Consider the following 16,655-nt stretch of genomic DNA (forward strand, 5'->3'; position numbering starts at 1 on the left):
ATATTACCAATGGTTTACTCTTTTACGATTGCTTTTTATTCTGAATGATGAATTACTTGCACGTATGTCATCTGGGAGCAAGGGTGCTCCCTCAATAGAAATATCTTCAGCTGCAACAGCTTTCATCCATTCTACAGCACGTTCATACCTATCTTTGCGTACTTGGGACAATTTTTGTGGATTATGAATACAGAAAATATGATATACTGCTATATCAATTACCATCATAAGTACAAGTTCATTCCGGCCTGTTCCTGTTGCCGAAAAAATTTTGTCGCAGTCATATCGTTTGGACAGGTAACATCGCATTTCGGCAATGGCCCTGTCTTCACAGACCTCAACGAGTGTTTCGTCCTCTCGTACAAGTGCATCTAATATATCCCTATGGATACTTGCATCATAATCGGTCAGTTCTACAAATTGGCTCATATTGTTAGTGTTAAATATTACATTCTACGTTTGTTCCTATTCCTTAAATCCTTTCTGCTTCGAAATACAGGAGGCTCCGCTTTGCGTATTAATTCGTCAATTATTCGGTTTCCACCTTCAACGGCATCAGGTCCGTCAGCCGGATAACGAAGGGATAAGGTAAATAACTTGAATTGATCCTCCAGCTCCTTCATGTGCGGATTGTCTTTTTCAGCCTCATTCAGTATTAGGTTACCTTCCCGGTTTAATGGTTCAAGATTTGCCTCTATACGCGTGGCCTTATCGGTTTTTTTTTGCTCATCACCTCGGATGTAAAGAGATATTTTATGCTCCTTTCTAACCTTGGCCACAAGTGGCTTGAAAACCTGTTGAAAGAATGGATCCTGAAGTTTATTGTTTTCCATATAGCAATATACTGTAGCCTTTCCGTTTACGAACTCCAGTAGCTTTACATACCATTCAATAAACTCGGCATTCAAAGCCTTAGCAAGAAAAGTTTTAATGACATAAAGCCTACTCCCAATCTTTCCAAGCAGCGAAACAGTCTTGAAAGACTTGCCCTTCTTTCCTTTGCTTTCTCCAGGTGCCGGGTCGCCATAAGCCACCAGGAACTTGAATTTGGATAATGGCGGAATCTTACCATAAGAAATAGTTTCAAATACCTCACCCGCAGAAATAGGGTTATTGAAATATTCTCCCTGGACAGCCTTGGTAGATATTTTTGAAATTGTGCGGTCAATATCCTCCTCAGAATTTTTCTCCGGCCATGAGGAACGTCCGTTTTTATCACGTATATTGACTATATCCCATGAATCGGCCATTTCCCCGGCACGTACCACACAGCAATCCTTAGCAATAATATTGCCGCAAAAAATAACAACTGTCGGCTCAGAAATAGAACGTGTGGGGTACAACGCATTTTCCCACCAGTCCCACCTTTTCTGAATGATATCCGGATTTTTTGTGTCCTCGTCAGTGTCGAAATCGTCCACGAGTAACAGGTCCGGACGGATTGCCTCATTTCGCGATCCACGGGGTGACTGTCCGGCACCGAGTGCCCTGAATGACACCTTTCCCTTAGTGACAAATTCATCTTCCGTCCATGAACCAGGCATTTCTTGCTTACCATAGTAGGCTATGATTCGTCCATTTGCCTCAAGGTTTGCCCGATACGGGGCAAGAAGTCGCATCGCGTTGTCTTTACTATTCGAGGTAAGAATGACATTTTTCTTACGCCCTGTAAGCGTGAGGAACATAACAATAAACATTGTAATGGTTGATTTAGCAAGCTCACGACTCCAGGAAAGTACCTCAAACCATTCGTCGTGTGAGATAATTCGGCGTATGGCTTTTTTCTGAAAATCGGCAAATTCATACTTGGCATAATTTGGGAAAAAAAACTTAATCCACTCTATGGGATGTTTTTCAAGATATAAACGGTGCCTTTCACGTTCTGCCGTCGTCATGGACTTATCAACGGGGGTTGCCCTTGCAATCTCCTCTTTATATTTATCCCAATCGAGGAGCGCGAGTTTATCTGCTTGTTTCATTTAATCTCCTCCTATAACTTATCCTTAATAAATGCATCCGCTAATTTTGTAAGTTCTTTAGCCTTTTCGAGGTCAACAGCACGAACATATTCAATAAAACCTGTAAGCACACTGATTGTATCAGCAATTCCGACCTCCTGCTCCATGTTTCGGATTGAGGCAGATAGCTTTCCAAGGATATCTGCCTCTTTAGATGAAGCAAATCGTTCCCCTTCGGGACGCTGAGAAATGGCACGGTTGATTTCTGCAACCTGACGGTACAGGTTAGCCACCTGCTCCTGGCGAGTAAGAGTTAATCCAACCTTTTGTTCTTCCCACTTCCCGGTGCGTACCCAGTTTGATACAGTTACGCGAGAAACTCCAACACGCTCCGCAATTTCCTGTTGTGTAAGGTTCTCACGCAGGTATAATGTCTTGGCCCATTCTTTTTTCTGGGCATTTGTTAGTTCTGCCATAATACTTTATATTATTGAATTTCATGCTACAAAATTGCCACAAAAAGACCGCTTTACGAAAGTCATTACGCATGATAGGATGTTATGGCGTTATCATAACGTCATAACATTTTATGATAAAAATGCAGTTTCCACACCCCGTTGTTTTGTTGCATTTTTGCATCATAAACGCGATTGATAATGAGCAAGTTTTTTAATATACAAACAGATAGTAAAGGGATAAGTACCATTTTCCTTTACGGCGACATTGGCGATTATTATGGCGAGGTTCAGAGTGGACGTATTGCCAAGGAACTTCTGGAAGCTGAGAAGGTAAGCCGACGCGTCAATGTACGCATCAATAGTAACGGAGGAGAAGTGTATTGTGGCATTGCTATTTATAATGCCATAAAAAACAGTAAGGCTGATGTACATCTTTATGTAGATGGCATTGCCGCAAGTATGGCCAGTGTTATAGCCTTATGTGGTAAGCCCGTAGAGATGAGTAAATATGCAAGGCTAATGCTGCACAGTGTTAGTGGTGGGTGTTACGGCAACAAAAAAGAGATGCAAAAGTGCATAGAAGAAATAGAAAGCCTTGAGGATAGTCTTGGGGATATCTATGCTGCCCGTTTGGGAATGACAAAGGATGAGGTTAAAGCCTCCTATTTTGACGGTGAGGATCACTGGTTAACTGCAAGTGAAGCCCTTGAACTCGGATTTATAGATGGCATTTATGACGCGGAACCTGTACCAGAGAATAGTACTCCGGAACAGATATATACTTTATTCAATAACCGGCTCATTGAGCCACAAAATCAGAAAACAATGAATCTTGATGAAATCAGAAAGCATCCCTCGTTTAAGGATTGCAAAAGCGAGGAAGAGGTAATTGCCAAAGCAAAAACCTATGCAAACGAGGCCGGACAGGTGGGAAGTCTGACCAAAGAAAATGCGACACTGAAGGCGCGTTTGAAGGAGTTTGAGGATAAGGCCGCTGCTGATGAAGAGGCCGCAAATAAGGACTTGCTTGACAAGGCTGAGAATGACGGCCGTATCAATGCAGAAACACGTCCTATGTATGAAAATATCCTTAAAACTAATCCGGAAGAAGGAAAGAAGCTCCTTGCCTCACTTACCCCAAAGCGTAAAGTTATGGAGGACATTAAAGTTGATTTAGGTGGAGACAGCCCCTGGAATAAGCGAATGAAGGAAATCAAAGACAAACTTAACAAATAAAAGATATGGCAATAGTAGTAAAAAACACCAATTACAATGGCGAGGTCCTTGAACAACTTCTGACACTCGCTGCCACCGGGAACGAGATTGTGGAGAAAGGACTTATCATGGTTATTCCCGGAGTGGAAAAGAAAATCAGTCTGCCGCGTCTGAAAAGCGGAAAGATGCTGCAGAAACGCAAAGAAAATCCAGGTGTAGAGGACTCTAAGGGAAATTTCAACTATGACGAAAAAAGCCTTGAACCGAAGGACTTCATGGCCTTTACCGTGTTTAATCCACGCGCATTTGAAGACATCTGGAGAAAATGGCAACCCAAAGGTAATCTTGTATTTGCAGAGTTGCCACCTGAAGCCCAAAATGCTCTTCTGGCAGAATTAGCAAAACAAGTACAGTTTGAATTGGGATACCATTATATAAATGGAGAATATGGTGATGATGATGACCATTTGTTCAACGGTATTCTTACCCAGATGGCAAAAGACAAGGAACTTATCATTGTGGACAGCGAAGAAGAGACTATGATCGGTAAGTTGAAGGCTATGCGAAAGGCAATCCCAAAAGCCATCCGAAATAACCCGAACCTTCGTATTATCATGAGCATCGATGATTTTGATAAATACGATGACGAATTGACTGAACGAGAAGCGAAGAACTCAAGTGAAACAGATGTCAATGCGAAGCGTTACAAAGGAATTGACATTGAAACATTGGCCGCTTGGCCTGATGGTTTGATTGTGATTACATTGTGCTCTATGGGGGCAGATGGTAACCTGTTTGCTGCTGTCAATCTGCAGGATGATGAAAACGTTATCCAAATCGACAAGATTTCTAATGCCAGTGAATTGTACTTCTTCAAAATGTTGATGAAGGCAGATACAAACATCGCTTTCGGTGAGGAAATCGTTGTTCTGGATAGCCGTGAGGTTCCTGTATTTAAGCCTGCAGAAAAAACTATTTCCGCAGATCCTACTACGGTTACTATCGATCCTACAGGAGGTAGTAAGGAGGTAGAAATTACAGCAAGCGGCGAATATACTGTTGGTGCGGCTCCATCCGGCTTTAGTATAGAAGAAACCGAAACCGGAATTACAATTTCAGCAGAGGCAAATAGCACGGGAAAGGCAAAAAGCGGTAAAGTTATCGTTACCTTGAATTCTGCCCCTGAGAAAACTGTTGAGATAACAATCACGCAAAATCAGCAGGGGGCATAACGTATGCAGAAATTGAAATATCTTGTACTGCATTGTACCGCAACACCGGAAGGGCGTGAAGTTTCCTCCTCTGATATCCGACATTGGCATACGGATCCAGTTAGTAAGGGAGGACGCGGATGGAAACAGGTGGGCTACACGGATATGATACATCTTGACGGCAAGGTAGAAAGACTTGTGAAAAACAATGAAGATGCAAATGTGGATCCGTGGGAAATAACCAACGGTGTTGCCGGGAAAAATTCAGTGTCACGTCATGTTGTATATGTAGGTGGTGTCGGAAAAGATGGTAAAACAGCCAAAGATACCAGAACACCGCAGCAGCTTAAAGCACTTGAAGAATATGTAAAAGATTTCCACAAGCGTTTTCCCACTGTTCGTATTGTCGGACATAATGAGCTGGCGGCAAAGGCCTGCCCCAGTTTTGATGTAAAAAAATGGCTTAAACAAATAGGTATAAATCAATAAATTCAAAAACAAATGAAACGATTTCTTTTATTTTTTGTACTGATGCTTGGATTTGTATCAGTAACATTTGCCCAAACGGGTGAAACGTCAGATGTGAATTATGACAACATGATTGCGACCTTTGCAGGTTTTACCGGTTGTGTCGTTTTGTTGACTGAAGGTATTAAGGCAATCTTTCCTAAAATGCAAGGACTGGCGACACAAATTGTAAGTTGGCTTGTCGGTCTCGTGGCGACTATGTTGTTATGGTGGCTTGACGCCGGATTTGTAGAAGGTGTTACCTGGTATATTGCTTTGTTGTATGGATTTGGGGCATCTCTTGTTTCAAATGGTATTGCAGATACAGGACTTGTTCAATGGATTATAGGCTTGATTTCTAAAAAGGCCGACAGTAAGGAATAGCAAAATAAAATGTTTATGGAACTCAGTGAAATCCTAAATTTCGTACTGGGTGGCACTCTCTTGGCGACCGTGATTGGTATTGTGACACTGAAGGCAAAAGTAAAGCAAGCCAATGCGGAAGCTGAGAAGGCGCAGGCTGAAGCCGAAACAGTGCGTATAGACAACACTGAGCAAGCTACCCGAATACTAATAGAAAACATAGTAGAACCACTAAAGGAAGAACTCAATGGAACACGGAAAGATCTGCAAGCCACCAAGCGTGAAATGGCTCGTCTTCGCAAGGCTATCGATACTGCTAACAATTGCAAGCATCATGATGATTGCCCTGTGTTGCGTGGGGTGCGCGAGCACCCGAAAGACAACGCTGAAGGGAACACAGATGGAAGCAATACAGACGATGACGGACAGTCTGGACAGCGAAGTCCGCCTGATACGGACGGAAACGGTTCCGAAGTCGGAGGTGAAACTGGAGATACAGGCTGACAGCTTGATGAATTTACCTCCAATGGCATCGTACAGCGGGAAAAGCGGTCAGGCCAATGTATCAGTAAGCCGTAACAAAGACGTAATTACTGTATATGCAAGTTGTGACAGTCTGCAAATTTTGGTAGAATACTACGAAAGGAAATCCGCATCATATCAGAAGGCTTACGAGGAAATGGCCAGTCTGTACGAAACGGAAGTAAAACAGCGTTCGAATCCCGTTAAAACGTTCTTTTATGGATTCGGGATAGGAATACTATTGAGTATTTTGACAACAATAGTGATATATATCAATCTAAAACGGAATAAAGATGGCAAATAAAAAATTCATATACGGCATTGCCGTGGTAACATTCAATGAACAGGAAATCGGTTATATCGAAAAAGGAAGCTGGGACTGGGGAGGCACGAAGCCTGAGAGTACGGATTTGGAAGCCGAACAAGTTCAGGATGCCCCGGTTTTTACGTTAGCCAACAAAAACGCGACTATTGCACCGACATTTAACCTTATCCAGTTGGATTATGAGAATATTCAGGCTGTTCTGGGTGGCACGTTGGTCGGATCAGTAGGAAGCTATACTGGCTGGAAAGCACCGACAAGCCTTGTGCAATTGAGCGGTCCGTGGAAAATCAAGTTCGTGAGTGGACAGACCATGACGATACCTAATGGTACAATCATGGCAAACTTAGGCGGAAAGCTGACGCTGACCGAAGTGTCTAAGCTGGAATGCCAGCTCAAGGTGAACAAACCGGAAGAACCGGATACTGCACCATACGAAATCAACGACACAGTAGAAGATTAACGTATGGACAAGGATACAGAGCGTATTATTCAGCATGAGGGGGCGGCCGCCTTGTTAGACAGGGGCGTGTCCGTCCCCTTAAAAGAAGTACGAATACCATTCAGAAAGAAGCCGTTAAAGCTACGTATAGTAATGCGTCGTCCTCGTTTGGGGGGACTGATACGACTGTCAAAGGTTTATATATCTTTGGGTGTGTCTGCGGCTGAAATGAAGAAGTTCACCAAGGACGAAGAGATGTCCTTCATTGCCGTACATGGTAAGGCTGTGAGTAGAATGATTGCTTACACCCTGTGCCGTGGCTGGTGGAGCAGACATCTTTTTGTGGGACTGACTGCATGGTGGGTGCGCCAATTCATGGAGCCTGCCTATATGGAGGCGGCGATGCAGAACTTCGTGCTGCTTTTAGGTACCGACCCTTTTATGAGTATTATCAGATCAGCAGAGAGGACGAATCCGATGAAGCTGAGACTGAGCCAAAAAAAGATGGGGAGTTAAAGACGGTCTACGAGCCCTCTCATAGCCCCTTCGGATTTGTCTGGCAGGTAGCCAGTGCGACAGGATGGAGTGTAGATTACATTCTGGAAGGAATGAATTACCAGACTCTTATAATGATGCTTGCAGATGCCCCACGCTATGTACGTAAGAAGAAAGAGGGTAAGAGCGCTGAGGATGAAGCAAAAGATATTATAGGATTTTTCCAAAGCAACTTAAAGAAATAAATGGCAACAAAACCGGTAGAAATAGAGATATTATTGAAAGATCGCTTTAGTACGGGTCTTGAAGGAATGCAACGCAATTTGGATATGCTGATGGACAAGGCCACCAGTACGGCAGAACGTGTGCGTATCCTTGACACTGCTATCGGTGCACTCAACGTACAGCTTGCGGCTATGAAAAAGGCAGGTGAAGAGGCAAATCCAGATCTTGACCAAAGCAAGAACATTGCAGCCATAGAACAAGTGGAAGCAAAGATAAAGGAGTTGCAGACTCAATTGAAGGCATTGGACGAAACGGCAGAAAATACAGGTACCATTCCTCGTGGTACTGAGCAGGTCATAAAACAATATAATGGCCTTAACATGAGTATTCAACAGATAGCGAGAGAAATGCCCTCACTTGCTATGGGCCCCCAAATGTTCTTTCTTGCCATAAGCAACAACCTACCGGTATTCACGGACGAACTGGCAAGGGCGCGGAAGGAATACGACGCTCTGGTTGCTTCTGGGCAAAAGGGAACTCCTGTATGGAAGCAAGTCCTTTCCTCGTTGTTTTCATGGCAGACTGCATTAACTACCGGTATCATGCTATTGGTTATGTATGGTGATGAAATTGTGGAATGGGTGAAAGGATTATTCACTACCAAAGACGCATTGGATGAAACACGTGAGTCACAGGAGAAATTCAACGAATATGTAAGAAAGTTGAACGATGAATGGCGTAATAGTGTTGCCACGACAGCTGGAGAGAATATAGCCGCGTACCAAAGACTCGCACGCGAATACAAAGCACTTGGTGACAATATGAACGCGAAAAAGAAGTCCGTCAAGGATAATGAGGACGCTTTTCACGGGCTCGGATTTTCAATAAATAATGTAACCGATGCTGAGAACCTATTTGTAAAAAACACAGATGCAGTAGTTAACGCGTTGGTTGCAAGGGCTAAGGCTGCGGCATACGAACAGGAAATAACAGATGCCACACAAAGATATATAAAACAGACGGAATACAATAAGTCTACTGTGGCCGGAGGCGGATACTATACCATAGCTAAAGACAGACAGTCTTACTCCACTTTCGGGCAAAAAGATTTCAAGTTGTCAGAATTGGCAAATCTGACTGAAGGTATTGATTATAAAAACTTTTCCAATAATGCGGTACAGGCTTACGTTTTGACAGCTTCTGGTGCTGCAAAGATAAATGCCCAACGCAGTCGGGAGGCTGCAAACCGCCTGAAAAAAAACAATGAAGAGGCAAGGAGCCAGCTTGATAGTATTGTTAGCAGGGCCACGGAAGGCATAAAGCAACAAACAGAAGCTGAACAGGCAGTATATGACAGTCTGGGGCTAAAGACATACGATGCCCAAAAAGAAAAAATCGATACAACAGACAAAAATGTCGTCGGGAAGCGAAAGGCTGCCATGGAAGAAATGAATAATGATCTCCTTGAATTACAACGGAAGAATCAAGACGACGAAATCTCCCTGATGCAGGAAGGCACAGAAAAGAAACTTAGGGAAATTGACAACGACTATAAGAAGAGGCTTGACGAAATTAACCGTCAGGAAGACGAGTTCAGGAAAAAGAATAAGGAGGCAGGGACTCCTGGACTTACAAACGGCCTTACGCGGCAACAACAGGACGCTTTGCAGACAGCGCGTGATAACGCGGCCAAGGAGCAGCAACGGCGGACAAACGAAGTTTACCTTGCCGAGGTAAGGACTATGCGCGACTATCTGAAAGAGTACGGCACGTACCAACAGAAGAAACTCGCCATTGCCGAAGAATATGCAGAAAAGATAAATAAGGCTCAGACAAATGGGGAACGTTTGTCCCTCACCGCCGAAAGAGACCGCTTGTTGCAACAGATCGAGATCAATGCCATAAGGCAGGATATAGATTGGGGAAGTGTTTTCGGAGAGTTCGGCACGATGTTCAAGGAGCAGCTAAAGCCGACCATCGACAGGCTGAAGGCCATTGCACAAAGCGATGCATTCAAGCAGTCGGACATAGACGAACAGAAAACGCTGTATGAGCTCATCAACAGGCTGGAGCAGTCAAATGCCGTTTGGGACAGTGACATATTCAAACATGTCTCAGATGACATAAAGACCTACCAGTCGGCCATGCAGGAATATACGGCAGCAGTTGAAGCCGCTCGGAAAGCCGAGGCGGATTATGTAAACGCTCAACAAGCGCACGACGCCGCCGTCCGTAGCGGGAACAGCGGCATGATACAGGCCACGCAGGTAGCAGTTGATGAAACAAAGGCAGCATATATGGACGCATCCGAACAGGTCAATGCCTTTGGCTCGCAGGTACAAGGCGCAACATCAAACCTGAATTCATCCGCATTGAAGGCCAAGAGCATGTTCGAGAATCTCGCCGCCGGACTGCGCGGGCTTTCTTCCGATAGCCTGCAGGGCATTGGAAATGGTACAATGCAACTTGACAAGCTATTCGGAGGAAAGGTGACTGAAAAGGCAGGCAACGCCCTTGCAAAAGGATTCCAATCATTGCTTGGGAAAGACAGTGAAGCTGCCAACACCCTTACGGCTGCGTTGGGAGACTCCGGGCTTGCTGGTGAAATCATATCAGCCATCCTCGGCGTACTGGACATGCTGGCGAAGGATGGAGTTGGCGGTATTGTGTCGAACCTTATAGACACTGTTCTCGGTTCCGTCGGCGGTGTTCTTGACGACATTTTCAGCGGGGGCATCATAACCAAGCCTCTGCAGTCTGTTGTCAATGGTGTCGGGAATATCCTCGACACGCTGACTTTTGGGGGTCTGGGTTCGTGGCTCGGTGGCAACGACAAGGAAGTCATGGAGACAGTGAACCGCCTGACGGAGAGCAACGAATATTTGAAAGAAAGTATTGATGGATTGACCGAACGCATTGGCAAAGGTGATACAACGAACAAGGAAAGTATAGACTACTACAACGATGCACGTGAAGCGGAGTTGGAATGGGAAAATAACCAACGCGAGATAATAAAGAATTTAGCATCGGCATGGACCAATACAGGTTATGGATTTCTCGGGCTCGGTGGCAAAAAGAGTTTCAATTCTCATTCTCCTGGAAGCGACTGGGCCGGCTGGGACGCTTTCACGGAAACACTTCGGCGAAATGGAATCAACATAACAGTTGACAACACGGGTGATTTGTGGAACTTAACACCAGAACAGATGAAGCTACTCCGTGACAGTAATCCTGCAGAGTGGCAGCAGTTGTTCAGTGGCGATGGACATAAAAACCCAAAAGATGAAGTGGACGAATATATTGAACGTGCTGGAACATTGGAAGAACTGACAGGTGCGCTGAACGAGAAGTTAACGGGATACACATGGGACGGTTTCCTTAACAAGTACAAAGAGATGCTGAAAGATGCTGAGAGTACGACAGAGGATTTTGCAGACTTCATCAACAGTACGATATCGGATGCGCTAACGGAAGCATTCGTAAACGAGGTGCTGCAGGAGGACATCAAGGCATTATACGACTACATTGCAGATGCGGCTCCGGATGGTTTGGACGAGGATGAGATTGAGGCGATACGAAAGATGAATGAGGCGATAGCGGAAAAAGGTGTAGATTGGCGAGATGCGATGATCCAGGCTGGGTTCATCAACTCAGACAGCGACGGCACGACACAGACTGGCAAGTCGGGGAGTTTCAATGCTATGAACCAAGAGCAAGGTACAAAACTGGAGGGTATGTTCACCTCCGGACTTATGCATTGGGCCAGTATGGACGAACAGATACAAGATGTTTCTTCGCAAATGGGAACTGCTCTCGACCATCTCAGTCGCATCGAAGAAAACACAGGAAATAGTGCAAGACATCTTGCTGATATAAAGGAGGATATTAAGAAAATTATACGCGATGGACTTAAAATGAAGTAACGATGGAAATGGATAATATACTCGGAGATAAGGTGTTAGTGAACGGGACGGATATTTGGAAGGTATTTGGTGCCTTCCTGGTGGAGAAAAAACGTGGCGACAGGAACAACCTGAAGGCTATTATGGCCCCGTCCAAAACCAAGACACACGTTGCGGTAGATATTCGCGAAGAGAACGGAGAAAGATATTCGTCAGTTTTGAACGTGAAAAACCAGGCTCGTGATGTAAAGCTCTACTTCGCCATATACGCAGACACACGGAAAACCTGGCTCTCGCAATACAGAGAATTTATCTCATATCTTAAACAAGGGGATGACGGATGGCTGGATATTTTCTTCCCTGACCTTGATATGACATTGCATGTATTCTACAAAGAATCGAGCGACTACGAACCCCTGACATACCTTTGGAAGGAGGGGAAACAGGCCAGCAGGTTTTACGTGACTTTCCGCGAACCGCAGCCTCAATTATAAGACATTAAACGGCATTAGAAACGGCATTAGAATATGATAACAATATACGGAAGTGACGGCATTGCAAAGGCACAGATAGCAACAGATGACAACAGTACACAGGTCAAGGAGATACAGGGCGACAATATTCTCACCCTGTCCTTTACCTTGTACGAGCATATTGCGCTTGAGGTGAACGATTACACAGAATTCCAGGGCGAACGCTACTGGCTCATGGAGCAATACAAGCCGGAGCAGCTGTCCACCGTTGAGTGGAAGTATGATGTAAAGCTGTACGGAATCGAAAGCCTTCTGAAACGTTTTCTCGTATTGAATGATACTGACGGGGACGATGAGCCGGTTTTTACTTTGACCGCCCCACCAAGAGAACATGTCGCCCTGATTGTGAAGAGCATCAACAACGGGATGAACAATACCACCGACTGGAAAGTCGGAACGGTGGAAGGCACGGAAAACATCGTTATCGACTATGAAGGTAAATACTGTGACGAGGCACTGAAAGAGGTGGCAGAGAAAGCCGGGAACCGTGCTGAATGGTGGTGTGAGGGGCAGACCGTCAATGTGTGCCGGTGTGAGCATGGGGAGGAAGTGACACTGGCTTACGGCAAGGGGCTGACTTCCCTGGAATGTGACATGGCGGACAATGTAAAGTTTTACACCCGTTTATATCCGATAGGAAGCAGCCGGAATATAGATCCGGAGCGATACGGACATTCACGCCTCCAACTTCCGAACGGTGAAAAGCATATTGATGTCAATGTTGAAAAATATGGCATCTGGCATCATTACGAGGCTGACGCTTTCGCAGATATTTATCCGAAGCGCATTGGTACTGTAACCGGTGTGAGAAGTGAACAGGTTACAGGCGAGGACGGTAACCCATTCAAAATATATTATTTCCGTGATGACAGCATGGGATTCGATCCGAACGATTATGAAATCGGCGGTAAAGTAAAACGTGTGTCATTCCAGGAAGGCAGTGAACTGGCTGGTCTTGGTGATGAAGAAAACGGAACATATTATTTTGAGGTTAACTTCAATAGTGATACGCGCGAATTTGAAATCATAACCATCTGGCCGTATGATGATGACACTCAGCTTCCGAATGACACCCTGATACCTAAAGTCGGAGACAAATATATCCTTTGGAATATACGCATGCCGGATGAGTATTATCCACTGGCGGAGCAGGAGTTCAAGCAGGCAGTTGACAAATATAATGAGGAACACGCCATTGATGTAAGCTGTTACAAATCACCTACGGACCATGTCTATATCGAGGAACACGGAATAGACCTGTACATCGGTCGTCGTGTCCGTCTGGAAAGTAGCAAATACTTTCCGGAAACGGGTTTCCGAAACAGCCGCATTACAAAGGTCACACGAAAAGTGAACCTGCCTTCGCAGATGGATATCGAGATAAGTGATGCGACAAGCACCGGAACAATGGAAGCCATAAGCGACAGCATCACCGATGCGAAGAATTATGTCAAGACTGCCATGTCCGGGAGCTTCCCAGACCTGATACGCAGCTGGGATAACACTTACCCAACCGACAACAATGTGTTCTCGGCACGCAGGACATTGAAGGAAGCACTGAGCAGGCTACGCGAGGATACCGCACAAGAAAAGATACGTTTCCTGAAGGGGGCCGACTTCGGCAAGTATGAAGCCGGAGAAAGCGGTGCAACGGTGGACGGTGACGGTAATGCCGAATGGCTGACCGCAGTCATCCGTGAATTGCTGCGCTCATTGAAATTCGTGGACGGTATGACCGGAGAGGGTTGGCAGTTATGGATGGACGCACTGACGGGGCTAAGCAACCTGACCATCGACAAGGTGACCATCAGACAGACGCTGGTAGCCCTGGAACTGCTCATCCAGAAGGTGCGCAGCATTGGCGGTCAATTTGTCGTCAGTGCGGCCAGCGGTAAAATAAAGACTGTAGCGAAGGATGGAGACAACTATAAAATCACATTCGAGCAGGACAATGAATTCGTAGCGCACGACCTGATGCGCTGCGCGGAGTTCACCGGCGCATCCTTACGCGGTTACTGGGTCGAAGTGTCCGCCTCGGACGGGAATAGCATCACTGTACCCGTGAGCGAGTTCGGCGGTGTGGAGCCGAAAGAAGGCGACGAATGTGTGTTGATGGGCAACACGCAGAACCGGCTTCGCCAGAACCTCATCTCCATTGCGGCCACCGAGGACGGACAGCCGCGTGTGGACGTACTGGACGGTGTGTGTGCCAAGAACTTCAATGACTGTCTGCGCGTTCGCCTTGGTAATCTGGACGGAATCAGCGACAGCCGGTTCCCTGCAGACAATCAGCCGCACGGTAACGGGTTGTATGGTGATAATGTGTACCTGATGGGGACGTTCGTTCTGACTACCGGCGAGGACATCCTGACTCGTTTTGAAATAACTGAAGGAAAAATAGAAGCTGCCGTAGAAGGTTTGCGAAAAGACTTCACGGAAGATAAGAGTTACCTGGACAACGCGTCATTCGGAAATGGAATGAACAAATGGGATACCGAGAACGAGGCGACCTTCTTCCTGCTGGGCAGCAAGTGGATTTGGGCGAACGGAGCACCTTTGTCCGATAAGACCAATTACGCCACTGTCAAGACCGATGACGGACGTACTACTGTATTTATCCGGAACAAATATATCCTCCAGAAGCATGAGAACTTTCGCTTTATTCCCGACTACAACGATATAAATGATGAGGGACAGAAAAAACCGGAAGCCGTATATTTGAGTTTCTTCTATCGCGTAGCAAAAGCCGGACGGATGATCATCAAGTTCGAAGGACTGGATAAATCCGGTTTCGAGAATTTCAACGAGTTTTCCTACGATGGCGAACTTGACGTTACGGACGGATACCAGATATTCAATCACTCCGGATTATGGAATGGAACAGGCGACTTCAAACTGTCCTTCACGGGTGAAATATACCTGTACATGATGGTGTTGAGTACCGACCGTGCAGAGGCCTTGGCATACAAATACAAAACGCTGTTCGAACAGTCTGAGAAGCTGGTAAAGATAGCAGCTGCCAACTTTGACAAGGACGGCAACATTATTGAAAGCTCCCAGATAGTTACAAAGGCCGACATGAACCTAATATCATCTGGCTTATTTGATGAAAACGGTCAGCTTATTTCAGGTGCCGGTTTGATAACTAAAAAGGACACTGCCGGACTTTTTGCAATAGATGAGGATGGCAATCTGAAGTCTTTTGTCGGTGCCGGTGCCGAAGGGGTGAAAATAAAAGCATCAAGTATCAGCCTTGAGGGAGTTGTAACTGCCAACAGTTATTTCAAGATTCTCGCGGACGGTTCGTTTGAAGCTAACGTTGGCCGTATTGGTGGGTTTGAGATAGCAAATGGACGTATCGGCTCTGCAGCCTCTGCATCGGGCGGAGGCGGTTCACTGGCCATATATGATGACTTCATACGTGTGGGTGGATCTAATGGTTATGTAATGTTTGGTAATGACGTAATACCTGGTACTGCAGGTGGAGCATTTACCGCTGCTGGACGAATTGTAAATGAAGCTGCGAATACTTATGGCGCATACGGATTCGACCAAGCAAATTACGGATTATTCATAAACGTTAGCGGTGGCACGAAGAATTACGGTATCTATTCTGACGCTGCACTGATGGCTCCGGCGTTCATTACCACAAAGGCAAAGATACTGAATTTTACAGGCGACACTTATACCGTGGACTTTTCGCAGAACAACATCATCCTGTTGTATTACAATGATCCAAACTATGCTAAGACTGAGGTATCGTTGCCCACGGAAAGCAGCGTCGCAAGACAGTTCGGTATGTCCTCTCTTCCTAATGATTTCGCAGCAATTGTTGTTTTTCGTGTGCGTACCGGTTCAAAGAACATCATACTTAAAGGGATATACAATCACAACGAAACCAGTCAGGATTATGAGATGGCACCGGGTGATTCCATCATTGTGCTTATCACTAAAATTGACGGGTTCAGATATCAGATATTAAATCATTCAAGTTAGAATAATATGGTAAAATTGAATTTTCAACGGTTTTCGGTCCCGACAGGGATAGATAAGAAGAATAGGCAAATCGGCGATGCAAGGGAAAGTTTCGCAAATCTGATTTACCTAAATGTGAACGGTATCCGTGCCCATGCTTTGGCAATGAAAATTTACCAAAGTGATGGAGAGACAGAGTATTCCCCGGATGAAATTAGGTTAATAAAGGAAGTCGCAGAAAGAATGTGCGCCCCCAATTTTATTGACGGGTTATTCGAACAGATAGACAAAGAACAAGATAACGTTGAATAGTATGGTAACAGATACGATAATGGTTGTACTTGTGGTTGCAACATGCAATACAGACAAAAGGCTTACAGATTCTTTTCAAAAGGCGGACTCAATTTTCAATGCCAGAATAGAACTTTTCAAGAAGGCATCAAAAGAAGCCGTTAAAAGTGCGGAAAGAAAAACTTATAAATTTTTCCCATACAAAACAATTCATAAAAAGGAGAAATAATTATGGC

Annotated in this window: 16 protein-coding genes; 13 read left to right on the forward strand and 3 right to left on the reverse strand. The window is 45.1% G+C overall.

What is annotated here, in order from left to right; all coding sequences use genetic code 11:
* Nucleotides 1–3 precede the first annotated feature (3 nt).
* The 3 genes from ACZMIG_RS02690 to ACZMIG_RS02700 are packed head-to-tail and all read right to left on the reverse strand — an operon-like array spanning nt 4 to nt 2,434.
* A complete protein-coding gene (locus tag ACZMIG_RS02690; RefSeq protein ID WP_259031307.1) occupies nt 4–429 on the reverse strand; it encodes a DUF1320 domain-containing protein in 426 nt (141 codons plus the stop codon).
* Nucleotides 430–446: 17 nt separating this feature from the next.
* Nucleotides 447–1,979 carry a hypothetical protein gene (locus ACZMIG_RS02695; RefSeq protein ID WP_487889005.1) on the reverse strand — a complete coding sequence of 511 codons (1,533 nt, stop codon included), beginning with the start codon at nt 1,977–1,979 and terminating at the stop codon, nt 447–449.
* An 11-nt stretch (nt 1,980–1,990) separates the two neighbouring features.
* Nucleotides 1,991–2,434, reverse strand: a complete 444-nt coding sequence (locus ACZMIG_RS02700; protein WP_259031305.1) for a helix-turn-helix domain-containing protein — start codon at nt 2,432–2,434, stop codon at nt 1,991–1,993.
* A 180-nt stretch (nt 2,435–2,614) separates the two neighbouring features.
* On the opposite strand from ACZMIG_RS02700, the gene ACZMIG_RS02705 reads away from it, so the two are divergent.
* From ACZMIG_RS02705 to ACZMIG_RS02765, 13 genes are all read left to right on the forward strand, one after another.
* Nucleotides 2,615–3,652 (forward strand): head maturation protease, ClpP-related, encoded by a 1,038-nt coding sequence (locus tag ACZMIG_RS02705; RefSeq protein WP_487889006.1) that lies wholly within the window; start codon nt 2,615–2,617, stop codon nt 3,650–3,652.
* A gap of 5 nt (nt 3,653–3,657) precedes the next feature.
* Nucleotides 3,658–4,863: a BACON domain-containing protein gene (locus tag ACZMIG_RS02710; protein ID WP_487889007.1), complete on the forward strand. Its 1,206-nt coding sequence runs from the start codon at nt 3,658–3,660 to the stop codon at nt 4,861–4,863.
* 3 nt (nt 4,864–4,866) lie between these two features.
* Nucleotides 4,867–5,331 carry an N-acetylmuramoyl-L-alanine amidase gene (locus ACZMIG_RS02715; protein ID WP_487889008.1) on the forward strand — a complete coding sequence of 155 codons (465 nt, stop codon included), beginning with the start codon at nt 4,867–4,869 and terminating at the stop codon, nt 5,329–5,331.
* A gap of 12 nt (nt 5,332–5,343) precedes the next feature.
* Nucleotides 5,344–5,733: a hypothetical protein gene (locus ACZMIG_RS02720; protein WP_487889009.1), complete on the forward strand. Its 390-nt coding sequence runs from the start codon at nt 5,344–5,346 to the stop codon at nt 5,731–5,733.
* Nucleotides 5,734–5,748: 15 nt separating this feature from the next.
* Nucleotides 5,749–6,216 (forward strand): hypothetical protein, encoded by a 468-nt coding sequence (locus ACZMIG_RS02725; protein ID WP_487889010.1) that lies wholly within the window; start codon nt 5,749–5,751, stop codon nt 6,214–6,216.
* A gap of 311 nt (nt 6,217–6,527) precedes the next feature.
* Nucleotides 6,528–7,019: a hypothetical protein gene (locus ACZMIG_RS02730; RefSeq protein WP_487889011.1), complete on the forward strand. Its 492-nt coding sequence runs from the start codon at nt 6,528–6,530 to the stop codon at nt 7,017–7,019.
* Between the two features lie 3 nt (nt 7,020–7,022).
* The gene (locus ACZMIG_RS02735) at nt 7,023–7,514 is read left to right on the forward strand and encodes a hypothetical protein (protein ID WP_487889012.1); all 492 of its coding nucleotides are present in this window, start codon (nt 7,023–7,025) and stop codon (nt 7,512–7,514) included.
* Between the two features lie 92 nt (nt 7,515–7,606).
* Entirely contained in the window at nt 7,607–7,738 is a 132-nt protein-coding gene (locus tag ACZMIG_RS02740; RefSeq protein WP_487889013.1) for a hypothetical protein, read from the forward strand.
* Complete coding sequence (locus tag ACZMIG_RS02745; RefSeq protein ID WP_487889014.1) at nt 7,739–11,641, forward strand: hypothetical protein; 3,903 nt, start codon at nt 7,739–7,741, stop codon at nt 11,639–11,641.
* An 8-nt stretch (nt 11,642–11,649) separates the two neighbouring features.
* The gene (locus ACZMIG_RS02750) at nt 11,650–12,114 is read left to right on the forward strand and encodes a hypothetical protein (RefSeq protein WP_487889052.1); all 465 of its coding nucleotides are present in this window, start codon (nt 11,650–11,652) and stop codon (nt 12,112–12,114) included.
* A 33-nt stretch (nt 12,115–12,147) separates the two neighbouring features.
* The gene (locus ACZMIG_RS02755; protein WP_487889015.1) at nt 12,148–16,149 is read left to right on the forward strand and encodes a hypothetical protein; all 4,002 of its coding nucleotides are present in this window, start codon (nt 12,148–12,150) and stop codon (nt 16,147–16,149) included.
* Between the two features lie 6 nt (nt 16,150–16,155).
* Nucleotides 16,156–16,440: a hypothetical protein gene (locus ACZMIG_RS02760; protein ID WP_487889016.1), complete on the forward strand. Its 285-nt coding sequence runs from the start codon at nt 16,156–16,158 to the stop codon at nt 16,438–16,440.
* A 1-nt stretch (nt 16,441) separates the two neighbouring features.
* Complete coding sequence (locus tag ACZMIG_RS02765; RefSeq protein ID WP_487889017.1) at nt 16,442–16,648, forward strand: hypothetical protein; 207 nt, start codon at nt 16,442–16,444, stop codon at nt 16,646–16,648.
* Nucleotides 16,649–16,655: the final 7 nt, after the last annotated feature.

It is taken from the genome of Xylanibacter sp., from assembly GCF_057607445.1.